Origin of the sequence: Achromobacter sp. UBA5777 (assembly GCF_002418565.1) — a bacterium.
Taxonomy (GTDB): domain Bacteria; phylum Pseudomonadota; class Gammaproteobacteria; order Burkholderiales; family Burkholderiaceae_B; genus Achromobacter; species Achromobacter animicus.
Window position 1 is genome coordinate 1 of the sequence record NZ_DIEJ01000265.1, and the last position, 15,757, is coordinate 15,757.

At 64.8% G+C, this 15,757-nt stretch carries 16 protein-coding genes; 13 read left to right on the top strand and 3 right to left on the bottom strand.

Annotated elements, in window-relative coordinates:
- The 4 genes from B3446_RS22920 to B3446_RS22935 form a co-directional block, all read left to right on the top strand.
- The coding region (locus tag B3446_RS22920; RefSeq protein ID WP_291385616.1) for an amidase family protein at positions 1-1,019 on the top strand (1,019 nt) is incomplete at its 5' end.
- 4 nt (positions 1,020-1,023) lie between these two features.
- On the top strand, positions 1,024-2,481 hold the full coding sequence (gene gatB / locus B3446_RS22925; protein WP_175124990.1) for an Asp-tRNA(Asn)/Glu-tRNA(Gln) amidotransferase subunit GatB: 1,458 nt from the start codon (positions 1,024-1,026) through the stop codon (positions 2,479-2,481).
- A gap of 123 nt (positions 2,482-2,604) precedes the next feature.
- On the top strand, positions 2,605-2,850 hold the full coding sequence (locus B3446_RS22930) for a hypothetical protein (protein ID WP_291385618.1): 246 nt from the start codon (positions 2,605-2,607) through the stop codon (positions 2,848-2,850).
- The gene (locus tag B3446_RS22935) at positions 2,847-3,320 is read left to right on the top strand and encodes a type II toxin-antitoxin system VapC family toxin (RefSeq protein WP_291385620.1); all 474 of its coding nucleotides are present in this window, start codon (positions 2,847-2,849) and stop codon (positions 3,318-3,320) included. Before B3446_RS22930 ends, B3446_RS22935 begins: the two co-directional genes overlap by 4 nt.
- 79 nt (positions 3,321-3,399) lie before the next feature.
- Here B3446_RS22935 and pyrE read toward each other — a convergent pair whose 3' ends face one another.
- Positions 3,400-4,086, bottom strand: coding sequence for an orotate phosphoribosyltransferase (pyrE, locus tag B3446_RS22940; RefSeq protein WP_175124987.1), 687 nt, complete (start codon positions 4,084-4,086; stop codon positions 3,400-3,402).
- A 131-nt stretch (positions 4,087-4,217) separates the two neighbouring features.
- On the opposite strand from pyrE, the gene B3446_RS22945 reads away from it, so the two are divergent.
- Positions 4,218-5,012 (top strand): exodeoxyribonuclease III, encoded by a 795-nt coding sequence (locus B3446_RS22945; RefSeq protein ID WP_175124986.1) that lies wholly within the window; start codon positions 4,218-4,220, stop codon positions 5,010-5,012.
- A gap of 413 nt (positions 5,013-5,425) precedes the next feature.
- A complete protein-coding gene (gene gdhA / locus B3446_RS22950) occupies positions 5,426-6,772 on the top strand; it encodes an NADP-specific glutamate dehydrogenase (RefSeq protein WP_105241110.1) in 1,347 nt (448 codons plus the stop codon).
- Between the two features lie 168 nt (positions 6,773-6,940).
- Here gdhA and B3446_RS22955 read toward each other — a convergent pair whose 3' ends face one another.
- Together B3446_RS22955 and B3446_RS22960 are read right to left on the bottom strand one after the other, a co-directional pair.
- Positions 6,941-7,432 (bottom strand): copper chaperone PCu(A)C, encoded by a 492-nt coding sequence (locus B3446_RS22955; protein WP_291385624.1) that lies wholly within the window; start codon positions 7,430-7,432, stop codon positions 6,941-6,943.
- An 18-nt stretch (positions 7,433-7,450) separates the two neighbouring features.
- Positions 7,451-8,350: a LysR family transcriptional regulator ArgP gene (locus tag B3446_RS22960; protein ID WP_191578465.1), complete on the bottom strand. Its 900-nt coding sequence runs from the start codon at positions 8,348-8,350 to the stop codon at positions 7,451-7,453.
- 149 nt (positions 8,351-8,499) lie between these two features.
- Between B3446_RS22960 and B3446_RS22965 the strand changes: the two genes are divergently transcribed.
- The 7 genes from B3446_RS22965 (at position 8,500) to B3446_RS22995 (ending at position 15,673) form a co-directional block, all read left to right on the top strand.
- Entirely contained in the window at positions 8,500-9,132 is a 633-nt protein-coding gene (locus B3446_RS22965) for a LysE/ArgO family amino acid transporter (protein ID WP_191578466.1), read from the top strand.
- A gap of 8 nt (positions 9,133-9,140) precedes the next feature.
- Entirely contained in the window at positions 9,141-9,455 is a 315-nt protein-coding gene (locus B3446_RS22970) for an antibiotic biosynthesis monooxygenase family protein (RefSeq protein ID WP_291385626.1), read from the top strand.
- A gap of 51 nt (positions 9,456-9,506) precedes the next feature.
- A complete protein-coding gene (locus B3446_RS22975; RefSeq protein ID WP_191578468.1) occupies positions 9,507-10,448 on the top strand; it encodes a LysR substrate-binding domain-containing protein in 942 nt (313 codons plus the stop codon).
- A 380-nt stretch (positions 10,449-10,828) separates the two neighbouring features.
- On the top strand, positions 10,829-11,992 hold the full coding sequence (locus B3446_RS22980) for an ABC transporter substrate-binding protein (RefSeq protein WP_175124981.1): 1,164 nt from the start codon (positions 10,829-10,831) through the stop codon (positions 11,990-11,992).
- 141 nt (positions 11,993-12,133) lie between these two features.
- The gene (locus B3446_RS22985; RefSeq protein ID WP_006216335.1) at positions 12,134-13,006 is read left to right on the top strand and encodes a branched-chain amino acid ABC transporter permease; all 873 of its coding nucleotides are present in this window, start codon (positions 12,134-12,136) and stop codon (positions 13,004-13,006) included.
- A 3-nt stretch (positions 13,007-13,009) separates the two neighbouring features.
- Positions 13,010-14,932 carry a branched-chain amino acid ABC transporter ATP-binding protein/permease gene (locus B3446_RS22990; RefSeq protein ID WP_191578469.1) on the top strand — a complete coding sequence of 641 codons (1,923 nt, stop codon included), beginning with the start codon at positions 13,010-13,012 and terminating at the stop codon, positions 14,930-14,932.
- A gap of 18 nt (positions 14,933-14,950) precedes the next feature.
- A complete protein-coding gene (locus B3446_RS22995) occupies positions 14,951-15,673 on the top strand; it encodes an ABC transporter ATP-binding protein (RefSeq protein WP_056560356.1) in 723 nt (240 codons plus the stop codon).
- Positions 15,674-15,757 lie beyond the last annotated feature (84 nt).

Here is a 15,757-nt window from a genome sequence, read left to right on the forward strand (position 1 = left end):
CCACCGGCACCGATACCGGCGGCTCGGTCCGCCAACCCGCCGCGCTGTGCGGCGTCAGCGGCATCAAGCCCACTTACGGCACCGTATCGCGTTACGGCATGGTGGCCTTCGGCTCCAGCCTGGACCAGGCCGGCCCGCTGGCCCCCAGCAGCCGCGACCTGCTTGAAATCCTGGATGTCATCAGCGGCTTCGATCCGCGCGACGCCACCAGCCTCGAAAAATGCGATGGCGCGGTCAACGAACCCGGCCGCGTGCGCCGCGACTTCGACGCCGCACAGGCCCGTTTCGACGGCGCCGGCAGCCAGCCGCTCAAAGGCCTGCGCATCGGTGTGCCCGAAGAGTATTTCGGCGCCGGCCTGGCCCCCGATGTGGCTGCCGCCGTGCAGGCCGCGCTTGAGCAGTTCGAAGCGCTGGGCGCCGTGCGCGTGCCGGTTTCGCTGCCGCGCACCGAGCTGGCCATTCCGGCGTATTACGTCATCGCTCCCGCCGAAGCGTCCAGCAACCTGGCCCGCTACGACGGCGTGCGCTACGGCCATCGCGCCAAGCAGTATGGCGACCTGAACGAGATGATCAGCCGCTCGCGCGCCGAAGGCTTCGGCGACGAGGTCAAGCGCCGCATCCTGATCGGGACCTACGTGCTGTCCCACGGCTATTACGACGCCTACTACCTGCAAGCGCAGCGCCTGCGCCGCCTGATCGCGCAGGACTTCCAGCGCGCCTATGCCGATCAGTGCGACGTCATCATGGGACCGGTGACGCCGTCGGTCGCCAAGAACATTGGCGACAACCGCGACGACCCGACCGCCGACTGGCTGGCCGACGTCTACACGCTGGGTGTCAGCCTGGCGGGCCTGCCCGCCATGTCGATCCCCTGCGGCTTCGGCGGCGAAAAACAGAATCGCCCCATCGGCCTGCAGATCATCGGCAACTACTTCGACGAAGGCCGCTTGCTGGCCATCGCCGACCGCTACCAACACGTGACGGACTGGCATCAGCGTGCCCCTGTCCAGCAAGGCTGAGAACATGAACTGGGAAATCGTCATCGGCCTGGAAACGCACACGCAGCTTTCCACGGACTCCAAGATCTTTTCGGGCAGCAGCACGCAATTCGGCGCCGCGCCCAACACGCAGGCGAACGAGGTTGACCTGGCCCTGCCGGGCAGCCTGCCGGTCATGAACCGCGGCGCGGCCGAACGCGCCATCCGCTTCGGCCTGGCCGTGGGCGCCAAGATCGCCCCGCGCTCGGTTTTTGCGCGCAAGAATTACTTCTACCCTGACCTGCCCAAGGGCTACCAGATCAGCCAGTACGAGCTGCCGGTAGTGGTGGGCGGCTCGCTGTCGTTCTTCGTCGGCGAAGAAGAAAAGACCGTCAACCTGACGCGCGCCCACCTTGAAGAAGACGCCGGCAAGTCCCTGCACGACGACTTCAACCTGGGCAATGGCAGCCCGGCCAGCGGCATCGACCTGAACCGCGCCGGCACCCCGCTGCTGGAAATCGTGACCGAACCCGAAATGCGCTCTGCCGCCGAGGCCGTGGCCTACGCGCGCGCGCTGCACAGCCTGGTTGTGTGGCTCGGCATTTGCGACGGCAACATGCAGGAAGGCTCCTTCCGCTGCGATGCCAACGTGTCGGTCCGCCCGGTGGGCCAGAAGGAATTCGGCACCCGCACCGAGATCAAGAACGTCAACTCGTTCCGCTTCCTGGAACGCGCCATCACCTATGAAGCGCGCCGCCAGATCGAGCTGATCGAGGACGGCGGCACCGTCGTCCAGGAAACGCGTCTGTACGACGCCGACCGCGACGAAACGCGCAGCATGCGCAGCAAGGAAGACGCGCACGACTACCGCTACTTCCCCGATCCCGATCTGCCCACGCTGGTGATCTCCAGCGCGTGGGTGGACGAGGTCCGCGCCGCCATGCCCGAACTGCCGGCCGCCCAGCGCGCCCGCTTCGAAACGGAATACGGCCTGCCCGCGTACGACGCCGCGCAACTGACCATCAGCCGCGATCTGGCCGCGTACTTCCAGGCGGTCGCCAACGCGCTGCCGGCCGGCCAGGCCAAGCTCGCGTCCAACTGGGTCATGGGCGAAGTCGCCGCCGTGCTCAACAAGGAAGAAAAGACCATCGCCGAATCGCCCGTCGCGGCGCCGGCGCTGGCGGCCCTGATCGGGCGCATCATCGACGGCACGATCTCCAACAAGATCGCCCGCGAAGTCTTCGGCGCCATGTGGGCTGGTGAAAACGGCGGCGATGCGGATGCCATCATCGAATCGCGCGGCCTGAAGCAGATCAGCGACACGGGCGCCATCGGCGCGATGATCGACGAGGTGCTGGCCGCCAACCCGGCCATCGTCGAGGAGTACCGCGCCGGCAAGCAGAAGGCGTTCAACTCCCTGGTCGGCCAGATCATGAAGGCCGCCCGCGGCAAGGCCAATCCGCAGCAGGTGAATGATCTGCTGAAGCAGAAGCTGGATAGTTGATGGTCGGCCGGATCCCCACGCGGGGACCGGCGCAATATCAGACTGAACCAGGGGCCGCGGCATATTGCCGCGGCCTTTTGTTTGGCCAAGAATGATCTGGTCGATTTCGCCGGAGGCTTGGCCATGAACTACACCGAGGTCAGCAGCAACGACTTGCTGCACCGATTCACCGATTACCTGCAGGCCCTCAGCCAAGGGCAGCACTTCATCATCTCTGTCGACGGCGTTCGCCGCGCAAGGCTGACGCCCGTCCTGCCCGACACCTCGCTGAACGCGCACAATGCCCTGGAAGCCATGAAGCGCCTGCACACGGCGGCCCCGGTCTCGCACGACATCATCCGCGCCTGGATTGAAGAAGGCCGAGAATGAACACCGTCCGTCTGGTGCCGGACGCGTCGGTCGCCCTTGCCTGGCTGCTGTACCGCGTGGATGTCCACGAATCGCTGCTTGCCCAGCATCTGCTCGACGTCGCGCACGGCTCGCAAAACACCGTGCCTCACATCTGGCGCGTAGAAGTTGCCAATGGCGTTTTGCGTGCAGAGCGCAGCCAGCGCATTTCGCGGGCCCAGGTTGCTGCGTTCAATCAGCTTCTCGACAACCTGCCCATCTCCGCCGACAACGATGATGCGGCTTCCAGCATCGCGCGCACCTGCCAGCTTGCCCGCGCCCACGGGTTGACTGCCTACGACGCCAGTTATCTCGAACTCTCGCTGAGGCAGCGCGCGTGCCTGGCGACCTTTGACCGCAAGCTGGCGGACGCGGCGCGGGCCAGCGGCGTCACCGTGTTCGGACAACCGCACGGCGTCGCCGAACCCGTGGCGTCCAATCTGTGGCAATGACGTTTTGGCAATAGCATCTTTGCAATGACAAAGGGCGGCCCATGGCCGCCCTTTGTCATTGCCTTCAGCAACGAGACGCTTACTTCACCCCGTACTTCGTCCGATACGCCAACACCGCGTCGCGGTTCTCCGCAAACGACGCATCATCCTGCAGCAGGGCCAGGATGTCGGTCAGCGAGGCAATCGCCACCACGGGGATGCCGTAGGTCTTGGCCACGTCCTGCACGGCCGAATGCGGCGACAGGGCGTCGTCCGGGCCGGCGCGTTCCATGCGGTCCATCGCGATCAGCACGGCGGCCGGTTCGGCGCCGGCGGCGCGGATGATTTCCACGGACTCGCGCACCGACGTGCCGGCCGTGATGACGTCGTCAATGATCACGACCTTGCCTTTGAGCGGAGCGCCGACCAGCGTGCCGCCTTCGCCGTGATCCTTGGCTTCCTTGCGGTTGTAGGCAAACGGCACGTCGCTGCGGCCCTGCATGTCCGGGTGGCCGGCCAGCGCCACGGCGGTAGCGGTGGACAGCGGGATGCCCTTGTACGCGGGGCCGAACAGCATGTCGAACTCGACGCCGGAATCCAGCAGCGCCTGTGCGTAGAACTGCGCCAGCTTGCCGACCGAGCGGCCATTGTTGAACAGGCCTGCGTTGAAGAAATAGGGGCTGATGCGGCCCGACTTGACCTTGAAGCTGCCAAAGCGCAAAACGCCCTCGTTCAAGGCGAAACGGACGAAATCCAGGGCGGTGACGGAGGACGGGGCGGCGGGCATGCAGGGTGATCCGGTAGGTGGCAGACCCCGCATTTTATCCGCTGTCGGGGCTGTTCCAGGTGGCCGCGGCGGAGTCGGTTAAATTCCTGGCATTGTCCGCCCCCCTGCGGCCGCATTACAGGAGTTTCGCTTTGCTGCGCATCACGTCGATCAACCTCAATGGCATCCGGTCCGCCTTCAAAAAGGGCCTGCAACCGTGGATGGAAAAGCACGCCGCCGACGTGCTGTGCCTGCAGGAAATCAAGGTATCCCACGAGGACCTGACCGACGAACTGCGCCATCCGCCTGGCTACACCGGCCACTTTCACCACGCCGTGAAAAAGGGCTACAGCGGCGTGGGCATCTACCTGCGAGATGCCGCCGAGCGCGTGAACAACGGCTTTGATTGTGAAGAGTTCGATAGCGAAGGCCGCATCATCCGCGCCGACTGGAAGGATCTATCGGTCATCAGCGCCTACCTGCCTTCCGGCTCCAGTGGCGACGAACGCCAGCAGGCGAAGTACCGCTTCCTGGACAGCTTCGGCCCGTGGATCGATGCCTTGATGCATGAGCACAAGACCACCGGTCGTGAATTCGTCATCTGCGGCGACTGGAACATCGCGCACAAGGAAATCGACCTGAAGAACTGGAAGGGCAACATGAAGAATTCGGGCTTTCTGCCCGAAGAGCGCGCGTGGCTGACGGACGTCTTCGACAAGCGCGGTTTTGTGGACGTGTTCCGCACCATCGACGACCGCCCCGACCAATACACCTGGTGGAGCAATCGCGGCCAAGCCTGGGCCAAGAACGTCGGGTGGCGCATCGACTACCAGATCGCGACCCCCGGCATCGCGGCCAAGGCGCGCAGTGTCGCCATCTACAAGGACGAACGCTTCTCGGATCACGCGCCGCTGACGGTCGATTACGACTTCACTTTGCGCGCGTGATTTTTCTCAAGATAAATATAGGGACGCATTAAAGGCATCGGGCGGACGGCAGCGTGTTTGTGACGCTGCCGGATGCCCCGCCGCGGCGTGTCAGAACACGCCCTGCCCTATGACACGCGGGCGGAATTAAACGGGGACGCTTCAAAAACCCCTGAAATTTCAAGCTCCCGCGCTTGATCAGCCCCATTTCAATCCACAGGCGATCAACGTTCGACTTCTATCCGTCCCCGCTTATTGGCGGAAAAAAATCTGTTTGTTATCAAGGTGATGGCGCAGTTTTTCGCTTTGCGCAGGGCAACATTTTGCCCCTACAATCCCCGCACCATACAGGTGCAGCGATGCACCAAAACAAACTGATCGCGCCCCAATCTGGCGCAATTTCCGCACCTATTCGAAGCACCCCCGAGGAGATCATGGTGAAAGTGCAGAGTCTGGACGACTTCCTGCGTGGCGTCGCCGCGCGCGACCCGCAGCAACCCGAATTCATGCAAGCCGTCCAGGAGGTGATGCTCAGCTTGTGGCCCTTCGTCGAGAAGCATCCCCACTACGCCGAGCACGCCCTGCTGGAACGCCTGGTCGAACCGGAACGCGTCATCCAGTTCCGCATCTGCTGGACCGACGACCAGGGCCGCGCCCAGGTCAACCGCGGCTTCCGCATCCAGCACAGCTCCGCGATCGGCCCGTTCAAGGGCGGCATGCGCTTTCACCCGTCGGTGAACCTGTCGATCCTGAAATTCCTCGCCTTCGAACAGACCCTGAAGAACTCGCTGACCACGCTGCCCATGGGCGGCGGCAAGGGCGGTTCCGACTTCGACCCCAAGGGCAAGTCCGACGCCGAAGTCATGCGCTTCTGCCAGGCGCTGATGATCGAGCTGTACCGTCACCTGGGTCCGGACACCGACGTGCCCGCCGGCGATATCGGCGTGGGCGCGCGTGAAGTCGGCTTCATGGCCGGCATGATGAAAAAGCTGTCCAACTCGACCGCCAGCGTCTTCACCGGCAAGGGCCTGACCTTCGGCGGCAGCCTGATCCGCCCCGAAGCCACCGGCTACGGCACCGTCTACTTCGCCGAGGAAATGCTCAAGCGCGTCGGCAAGTCCTTCGACGGCATGCGCGTGTCCGTGTCGGGCTCGGGCAACGTGGCGCAGTACGCCATCGAGAAGGCCATGGCGCTGGGCGCCCGCGTCATCACCGTGTCGGATTCGAACGGCACCGTGGTCGACGAAGCCGGCTTCAACCACGAGAAGCTCGTGGCGCTGATGCACATCAAGAATGACCTGCGCGGCCGCCTGGACACCTACGCCCGCCAGTTCGGCCTGCAGTACGAAGCCGGCAAGCGCCCGTGGCACGTGCCCGTCGACGTCGCCCTGCCCTGCGCCACGCAGAATGAGCTGGAACTGTCGGACGCCCAGACGCTCATCAAGAACGGCGTGCTGGCGGTTGCCGAAGGCGCCAACATGCCCGCCACGCTGGACGCTGCCAAGGCCTTCATCGCCGCGCGCGTGCTGTACGCGCCGGGCAAGGCCAGCAATGCCGGCGGCGTGGCCGTGTCGGGCCTGGAAATGGCCCAGAACTCGGCTCGCCTGTCGTGGACCCGCGAGGAAGTGGACACCCGTCTGCACGCCATCATGCGCGACATCCACGAAAACTGCGTGCGCCACGGCCACTCCGAGCGCGAGTACGTGAACTACCTGGACGGCGCCAACATCGCCGGCTTCGTCAAGGTCGCGGACGCCATGCGTCAGCAAGGGCTGTATTGACCGCCGCCTGCTGAAGCGCGCGCGACAACGCGCGGACCCGGCATGCAAAAGGCCGACTCGGATGAGTCGGCCTTTTGCATTGCGGCGATGACGGGCTGCGGACGGGGCCGCGGATGGGCCCGCGCCTGCGCCGCTAAAAAGCGCGCAGGCCGGCGGGTGGCGCAACGATCAGTGCTTCATCGCGCCGTGATCGTGGCTCATGCCGGGATTGTGCGAGGCCGGCTTGACCTTGAATTTCACCGCCACTTCGCCTGCCTTTTCAAACTTGAGCGTGGCGGGCACGGTGGCGCCATCCTTGAACGGCGCCTTCAGCTTGATGAACATGACGTGATAGCCGCCCGGGCTGAGTTTGACCTCGGTGTCGGCGGGCAGCGCGATGCCGCCTTCGACCTGGCGCATCTTGGAGACGCCGTTTTCGGTCTGCACGGTGTGCAGCTCGACGCGTTCGGCGGCGTCCGACGAGACCGACAGCAGACGGTCCGGCGCCTTGGCGTCGTTGTCGATATCCATGTACCCCGCACCGTTGGCCTGCCCGGGCGCCGAGGCGCGGACCCAGAGATCGTCAACTTCGACCTGGCCGACCTTGTAGTCCTTGGCCCACGCCGAACCGGCGGTGCACAAGCCGATCGCGGCGACAACGGCAAACTTGCGGATGTTCATGGGTGTCCTCCTGAGACGTTAGCGGCGCTTGACCAGGCTGCGGGCGGCTGACAGCACCGAGTCGGTCAAGGCTTCCATGGCCTCGGAGTTTACCCGCCAATGCTGCCAGTAGAGCGGCACATCCTCCCACGCCCGGCCGCGCAGCAGAACGAGTTGACCGGCATCAAGATGTTCCTGCACGAGCGGCAGCGGGTTCATGGTCCAGCCCAGTCCGCCCAGCGTGGCCTGCACGAAGGCGCGCGTGGACGGCACCCACCAGACCGGCGGCTCCCACGGCGCGGGGTCGGCGATCTTGTGCGCAAAGCGCGCCTGCAGCGCGTCCTTGCGGTTGAAGACCAGGACGGGCGCCTGGGCCAGCGTCTGCGCGTTGACGCCCGAGGCGAAGTAGCGCTTGTGGAAGTCGGGCGTGCAGGTGGCCACGTAGCGCATGCTGCCCAGCGCGTGGATGCGGCAGCCCTGCACCGGATCGGCCAGCGTGGTCACGGCGCCCAGCACGGAACCGTTGCGCAGCAGCGCGGCCGTGTGGTCCTGGTCTTCGGACAGCATGTCCAGCGTGGCGCGGGTGCGCGCCGCGAACTGCAAGGCCGCGTCGACAAACCAGGTTTCCAGGCTGTCGTGGTTGACCGCGATGGGAATGCTGGCGTGGGGCACGTCGTCGTCGGCAACGCCCAGGCGGTTCAGCGCGTCGTGTTCCAGCAAGGCGGTCTGCTCGGCCAATTGAACCAGCACCTGGCCGTCTGCCGTGGCGGCGGCCGGCACCGTGCGCTGGACCAGCAGCCGGCCCATCCGATCTTCCAGCGCCTTGATCCGCTGCGACACTGCCGACGGCGTGACGCTGAGCGACAGCGCCGCGCGCTCGAAGCTGCCTTCGCGCACCACCGCAGCCAGGGCGCGCAGGTTACCGTGATCGATTTTCATGAGATTAGCAGTACTTAATATAGTGAAGGAAAATTAGCTGTATTTCATATACATGGCAAGGGAAAATGGCGCATTGCCGATCGCTCACAGCGGTCGGCCACACAATCAAAGCGCTGCCACAGGCGCTGCAGTCACAGGTACACCGTTTCATGTTTGCCACCTTGTCATCCCCCGCCTTTCTCACCGCCTGGGCCAGCGGCACAGCCACGGGCCTGGGCCTTTTTGCCGTCGTGGGCGCGCAAAGCGCGTTCATCCTGCGCCAGGGCCTCATGCGCGCGCATCTGCTGAGCGTCGTCGCCATCTGCGCGTTGATCGACGCGGTCTTCATCTTTGCCAGCGTGTCCGGCCTGCAGGCGCTGACCGCGTGGTTCCCCTGGCTGACGACCGCCGTGCTGTGGTTCGGTGTGGCGTTCCTGACCTGGTACGCGGCGCAGTCCGCGCGCCGCGCCTGGACCGCCACGGGCGGCCTGGCCGCCGCCCGCGACGTGGTGCCATCGCGCCGCGCCGCCATGCTGGGCGCGCTGGGGTTTTCGCTGCTCAACCCGCACTTCTGGCTGGACATGGTGGTGGTCGGCTCGCTGGCGCACGGCTTCGAAGACGCCCGCATGGCCTTCGCCGCCGGCGCCTTCACCGCCAGCCTGCTGTGGCTGGCGGTCCTGGGCATCGGGTCGCGGCTCTTTGCGCCCTTCTTTGCCAGCGCGTCGGCCTGGCGGGCGCTGGACGGCATCATCGCCGTGGTCATGGCTGGCCTCGCAGTCAGTCTGGCGGTGAAGGGCGTCTGAGCTTGCCCGTGTACACCTCCACGTTCATCTTCGCCAAGAAGCAGTTCGACGACGCGTTCCACCGTCTCGACCAACGCATCGCCGAGGCCGCCCGCGCGACGCCCGGCTATCTGGGCGAAGAGTCCTGGGAAGACCCCACCCGCGGCTTGTTCGCCAATGTCTATTACTGGCAATCGCTTGAAGCACTGGACGCGCTGATCCGTCACCCGGCGCATCAGCAGGCCAAGGCCGCGCAGTCGCAATGGCTGGACGGATACCGGGTGGAGATTTCCCAGGTGCTGCGCCAGTACGGGCACGGCGTGCCCGCGCCGGCACTTTTATAATCGGCGCCTCACCACTTTCTGTCGGGCGCCCGGCCGGCCCGCCAACGCGCCATGCGTGGACCTTCGCCTTCCAAAGACGTGCGCCTGCCGCCGCTTGCCGCCATCCAGGCGTTCGAAGCGGCCGCGCGGCTGGGTTCCTTCGAGCGTGCGAGCGAAGAACTCTTCGTCACCGCCAGCGCCATCGGCAAGCGCATCGCCTCGCTGGAAACCCTGCTGGACGTCACGCTGTTCATTCGAAGCAGCCGCGGCGCGACGCTGAGCGCGGCCGGACGCGAGTACCTGGAACAGGTGCGCACGGCGCTGGATCTGCTGTCCGACGCCTCGCTGCATAAGCGCAACGAACCCAAGCTGGAAACGCTGCGGGTGGTGTCCACGCCGACCTTCGCGCGGCAGGTGCTGATTCCTGCCCTGCCCGGTTTCACCGCGGCACACCCCGGCGTCGAACTTGAAATCATGCTGTCCATTCCCTACCTGGACATCATGCCGCCCAACGCCGACGTCTGGATCCGCTTTGGCAGCGGCAAATATCCCGGCCTTCATGCGCACCCGCTCACGCACGATCCGGTGTTCGCGGTGTGCGCGCCGAGTTACCAAGCGACGCGCGGCCCATTCAAGCGGCCCGCCGATCTGGCGCGCGCCGACCTGTTGCGTTGCCCGATGGAGCCCTGGCGTCCGTGGCTGGCGGCGGCGGGCCTGGACTGGCCCGAGCCGTCGCGCGGGGTGTGGCTGGTGGACCTGGGCATGATGCTCGCCGCGGCGCGCGCCGGCCAGGGCGTGGCGCTGACTCGCCGATCGCTGGCCGCCGAGTGGCTGGACGAAGGCAAGCTCGTTCGCGTGCTGGATGTGGAGATCCCCGGCGAGTCGCAGTATTACCTGTGCACCGAAGCCACGCGCACACCGGGCGGCGCGGCCCAGGCGTTTTCCCTATGGCTCGCCGAGGTCTGCCAACGCGCAGCCCAATGGCCATGCGGGCCGCAGGCCGGTCCGGAATAAATTTCCAGTTATCTGCGGAATGAATTTCCGCACGGCGCCGCACCCTGATCGCTAGGATGCGGCCAGCGTGACTGCGCACGTCCCGGAAACACGCTGCGTGGACGAGCGGAAGCGGACGCATTGCCGACGCATTGCGAATGCAGCACCCACGCACGCCCATCTCACCGCCTATTCCGCTGCACGCATTCAGCAAGCTGAAAGGAACCTTGCATCCGTACTAGGTATTTACGCGGAAAAGCACCGCCGGGTCAGATTCGCGTAAGCGATTAAGCAGACAGTCACGACACGCAACAAAGGAGCGCGCCAACAAAACACCATCCGCCGATTGGCGCCGGCACACGGCTTTCCACGCAGTTCACCCAATTACAACGGAGACATCCATGGATTTTCGTTTGAAGCTGCTTGCAGGAACCCTTGCATTTGCCGTATCGGCCGCGTCCCACGCCGCCGACCCCATCAAGATCGGCGTGGCCGGCCCCTACACGGGCGGATCGTCCTCCATGGGCGTCAGCATGCGCGACGGCGTTCGCCTCGCGATTGAAGAGATCAACAAGAACGGCGGCGTGATGGGCCGCCAGCTCGTCGCGGTCGAACGCGACGACGAAGCCAAGAATGAGCGCGGCGTGCAGATCGCGCAGGAACTGATCAACAAGGAACAGGTGACCGCCACCGTCGGCTACATCAACACCGGCGTCGCATTGGCCTCGCAACGTTTCTACCAGGACGCCAAGATCCCGGTGTTCAACAACGTGGCCACCGGCAGCGTGATCACGCATCAGTTCAAGGCGCCTGAATACCCCGACAACTACGTGTTCCGCAATGCGGCGCACGACAGCATCCAGGCCCCGATGATCGTGGAAGAAGCGATCACGCGCCGCGGCTTCAAGAAGGTCGCGATCCTGGCCGACTCCACCAACTACGGCCAGCTCGGCCGCGAGGACCTGGAAAAGGCTCTGGACGCCAAGGGCATCAAGCCGGTCGCCGTCGAGAAGTTCAACATCAAGGACGTCGACATGACGGCTCAGCTGCTCAAGGCCAAGGCCGCGGGCGCCGAAGCCGTGCTGACCTACGGTATCGGCCCGGAGCTGGCCCAGGTCGCCAACGGCATGACCAAGCTGGGCTGGAAGGTGCCGATCATCGGCAGCTGGACGCTGTCCATGGCCAACTACATCGACAACTCCGGCGCCAACGGTGAAGGCGCGCGCATGCCGCAGACCTTCATCCAGGACCCGGACACGCCCAAGCGCAAGGCGTTCATCGACGCGTACCTGGCCAAGTTCAAGCCCAAGAACAACCGCATCGATTCGCCGGTGTCGGCGGCGCAGGGCTATGACTCCATCTTCCTCTTGGCCGCGGCCATCAAGCAGGCGAACTCGACCGACGGTCCCAAGGTGCGCGAAGCACTGGAAAACCTGCAGACCCCGGTCGAGGGCGTGGTGATGACCTACAACAAGCCCTTCTCGCACGACAACCACGACGCGATCACCGCGAAGGAAGTGGTCATCGGCGAGGTCAAGGGCGGCCGGGTCATCAAGGCCAACTAAACCCCGACAAGCAGGAAGGCGGCGGCTGCCCGGCCGCCGCCGCCCGCGCCCCAAGCTTCGGGCGCGGGGCATGCAGCCGCCTGAAAACAGCGTTCTGCCCAAGGGGGTTGGGACGGAACACAGCGCCTCAAGACACACACCATGATTCTTCTACAGCTCATCTATAGCGGTATCGCGCTAGGCATGATCTATGCGGTCATTGCGTTCGGCTACCAGCTCACCTTCGCCACATCGGGCACTTTGAACTTCGGCCAGGGCGAAGCCCTGATGCTGGGTGCGCTCGTCGGCCTCACGCTCGTCGGACTGGGCGTGAACTACTGGGTCATGATTCCCATCGTCTGCATCTTCGGCTTCGCGCAGGGCGCGCTGGTCGAACGCGTGGGCGTACGGCCCGCCATCAAGACGCGATCGGAATTTGGCTGGATCATGGCCACCATTGCGCTGGGCATCATCTTCAAGAACGTGGCCGAAAACATCTGGGGCCGCGACGACCTGCGCTTTCCCTCGCCGTTGCCCGAAGCGCCGATACAGGTGCTGGGCGCCAACGTGCTGCCGATGGAGCTGCTGGTGGTGTTCGGCGCGCTGGGCATGATGATTCTGGTGGAAATCTTCAACCGCAAATCCATTTACGGCAAAGCCTTCGTCGCCACGTCCAACGACCGCGACGCGGCCGGCCTGATGGGCATCAACACCGGCATGGTCATCACGTTCTCGTACGCACTGTCGTCGCTGACCGCGGCGTTTGCCGGCGTGCTGGTCGCGCCGCTGACGCTGACGGGCGCCACGATGGGCGCCGTGCTGGGCCTGAAGGCATTTGCCGTCGCGATCATTGGCGGCCTGTCCAGCGGGATGGGCGTCGTGGTGGGCGGGCTGATCCTGGGGATCGCCGAAACGACCACCGGGTTCTATCTATCAACGGGATACAAAGACGTGCCGGGATTGGTATTGCTGCTGCTCGTTCTGACCTTCAAGCCCGCCGGCCTGTTCGGCAAGACCGCGATCAAGAAGGTGTAAGCGATGAAACCCCTGCATCTTCTTCTATCCATCGTGGCCGTGGCCTGCCTGGCCGCCGTGCCGCTGGGCGTGACCAACACGTATTACCTGCACCTGATTGAAACCATCATGATCTATTCGATCCTGCTGTTCGGGCTCGATATCGTGGTGGGCTACACCGGCCAGGTGTCGCTGGGCCACGCCGGCTTGTTCGGCATTGGCTCGTATGTGGCCGGCGTACTGGTCTTTCACTTGCAGATTCCCATCTGGCTGACACTGCCCGCCGCCATCGTCATCGCCGCCGCCTTTGGCGCAGTGCTGGCGCTGCCGGCGCTCCGCGTCACCGGCCCCTATCTGGCGATGGTGACGCTGGCCTTCGGCACGATCATCCAGATCCTGATCAACGAGATGACCTTCCTGACCGAAGGCCCGTTGGGCATCAAGGTCACCAAGCCGTCCATCGCCGGGCACGTGCTGACCAAGGCCGAATACTTCTGGCTGGTCGCCGCGTTGCTGGTGATCTCGCTGATCGTGGTGCACCGGATCCTGAAGTCGCACCTGGGCCGTTCGTTCGAAGCCTTGCGCGACAGCCCGATCGCGTCCGACTGCATGGGCGTGTCGGTGTACCGGCACAAGGTGATTGCCTTCGTCATCAGCGCCGGCTTTGCCGGCCTGGCGGGCGCGCTGTACTCGTATTCGGAACAGTACATTTCGCCGAATACGTACAACTTCGAACTGACGATCCTGTTCCTGCTGGCCATCATCATGGGCGGCCGCAAGAGCCGCACCGGCGCGCTGCTGGGCGCCTCGATCATCGTGCTGCTGCCCAAGATGCTGGACGACATCGGCACCTTCCGCCTGATCGCGCTGGCGGTGGCGATCCTGGTGACGGTAGGCAGCGTCGTGGCCATCTCCAAGGGCCGCACCGAGCCGCGCAAAGTCGCGGTGCCGGTGATCGGCACGATCGTGCTGGCCATCTTCTCGTACTGGCTGGAAGCCGTCACCGACTGGCGCCTGACCATCTTCGGCGCGATGATCTTGTTCGTCGTGTACTACCTGCCCGACGGCATCGTGGGCTTCGTGCGCAACCTGTTCTTCTCCACGCGCCGCGCGGCACTGGCGGTCAAGAAAGACCTGGTGAAGGAACAGGACGCCGTGCCGGACGCGGTGGCGGGCAAAGGCGAGACCCTGCTCGCGGCCAAGAACGTGCTGATGCAGTTCGGCGGCCTGAAAGCCCTGAACGAGGTGGACCTGACCGTCAAGCGCGGCACCATCCACGGGCTCATCGGACCCAACGGTTCCGGCAAGAGCACGATGATGAACGTGTTGACCGGCATCTACGTGCCCACGGCCGGCGCGGTGGAGTTCGGGGGCAAGTCGCTCGTGGGCCTTCCGCCCGCGGACATCGCCGAAGCCGGCATCGCGCGCACGTTCCAGAACGTGCAACTCTTCGGCGAAATGACCGCGCTGGAGAACGTGCTGGTGGGCCTGCATCACACCTTCACGACGGGTCTGGCAGGCATCGCGCTGCGCACGCCCAAGTGGAAGACCGAGGAACAAGGCGCGCGGGCGCGGGCCATGGCGCTGCTGGAATTCGTGGGCCTGGAATCGCTGGCCAGCGAAGAGGCGCGCAACCTGCCCTACGGCAAGCAGCGCCTCTTGGAGATCGCCCGCGCGCTGGCGCTGGATCCGCAATTGCTGCTGCTGGACGAACCGGCGGCAGGCCTGACGGCGCCCGACATCGTCGAGCTCTTGGCCATCATCCGCAAGGTGCGTGACCACGGCATCACGCTGATTCTCATCGAACACCACATGGACGTGGTGATGGGGGTGTGCGACACGGTGTCGGTGCTGGACTTCGGCCAGAAGATCGCCGAAGGCCTGCCCAATGAAGTGCAAAGCAACGCCAAGGTGATCGAGGCGTATCTGGGCGGCGCGCCCGCCTGACGCCAAGGGGACAAGAAGATGCTATCGATCAAGAATCTGGAAGCAGGCTACGGGAAGGTGAAGGTGCTTCACGGCATCAGCATGGAAGTGCCGAAAGCCAAGGTGGTGACGTTGATCGGCTCGAACGGAGCTGGGAAGACGACGACGATGCGGGCGCTGTCGGGGATGATCCGGCCGACTGCGGGGGAGATCACGCTGGGTAGCAAGCGGATTGATGGGATGGAGTCACATCGCATCGCGCGGCTGGGACTGGCGCATTCGCCGGAGGGGCGCCGGGTGTTTCCTACGCTGTCAGTGACCGACAATCTGCTGCTGGGTGCGTTTCCGCGTCTGACGGGTAGCCGGCCTAAGGGTGACGTTCAAGCTGATCTGGGGCGGGCGATGGATCTGTTCCCGCGCTTGAAGGAACGGCGGGATCAGCTGGCTGGGACGCTGTCGGGCGGTGAACAGCAGATGCTGGCCATGGCGCGCGCGGTGATGCTGAATCCGGAATTGGTGCTGCTGGACGAGCCTTCGATGGGACTGGCGCCGATTCTGGTTGAAGAGGTGTTCCGGATCATTGCGCGGCTCAAGGAAGAAGGCGTGACGATGCTGCTGGTGGAGCAGTTCGCGGCGGCGGCGTTGAATGTGGCGGATTATGGGTATGTGCTGGAGAACGGGCGGATTTCTGTGCATGGGAGTGCGGAGAAGTTGAAGCATGATCCGGCTGTGGTTGCGGCTTATTTGGGTGGGGGGCATTGAGAGTGACGATTGGTCGGCTGGCGGTGAGGTGGGTTCTTTAGACGCCCGCCGCAGCGGGGGCCTGGGTGCGCGGGGCTACGATTG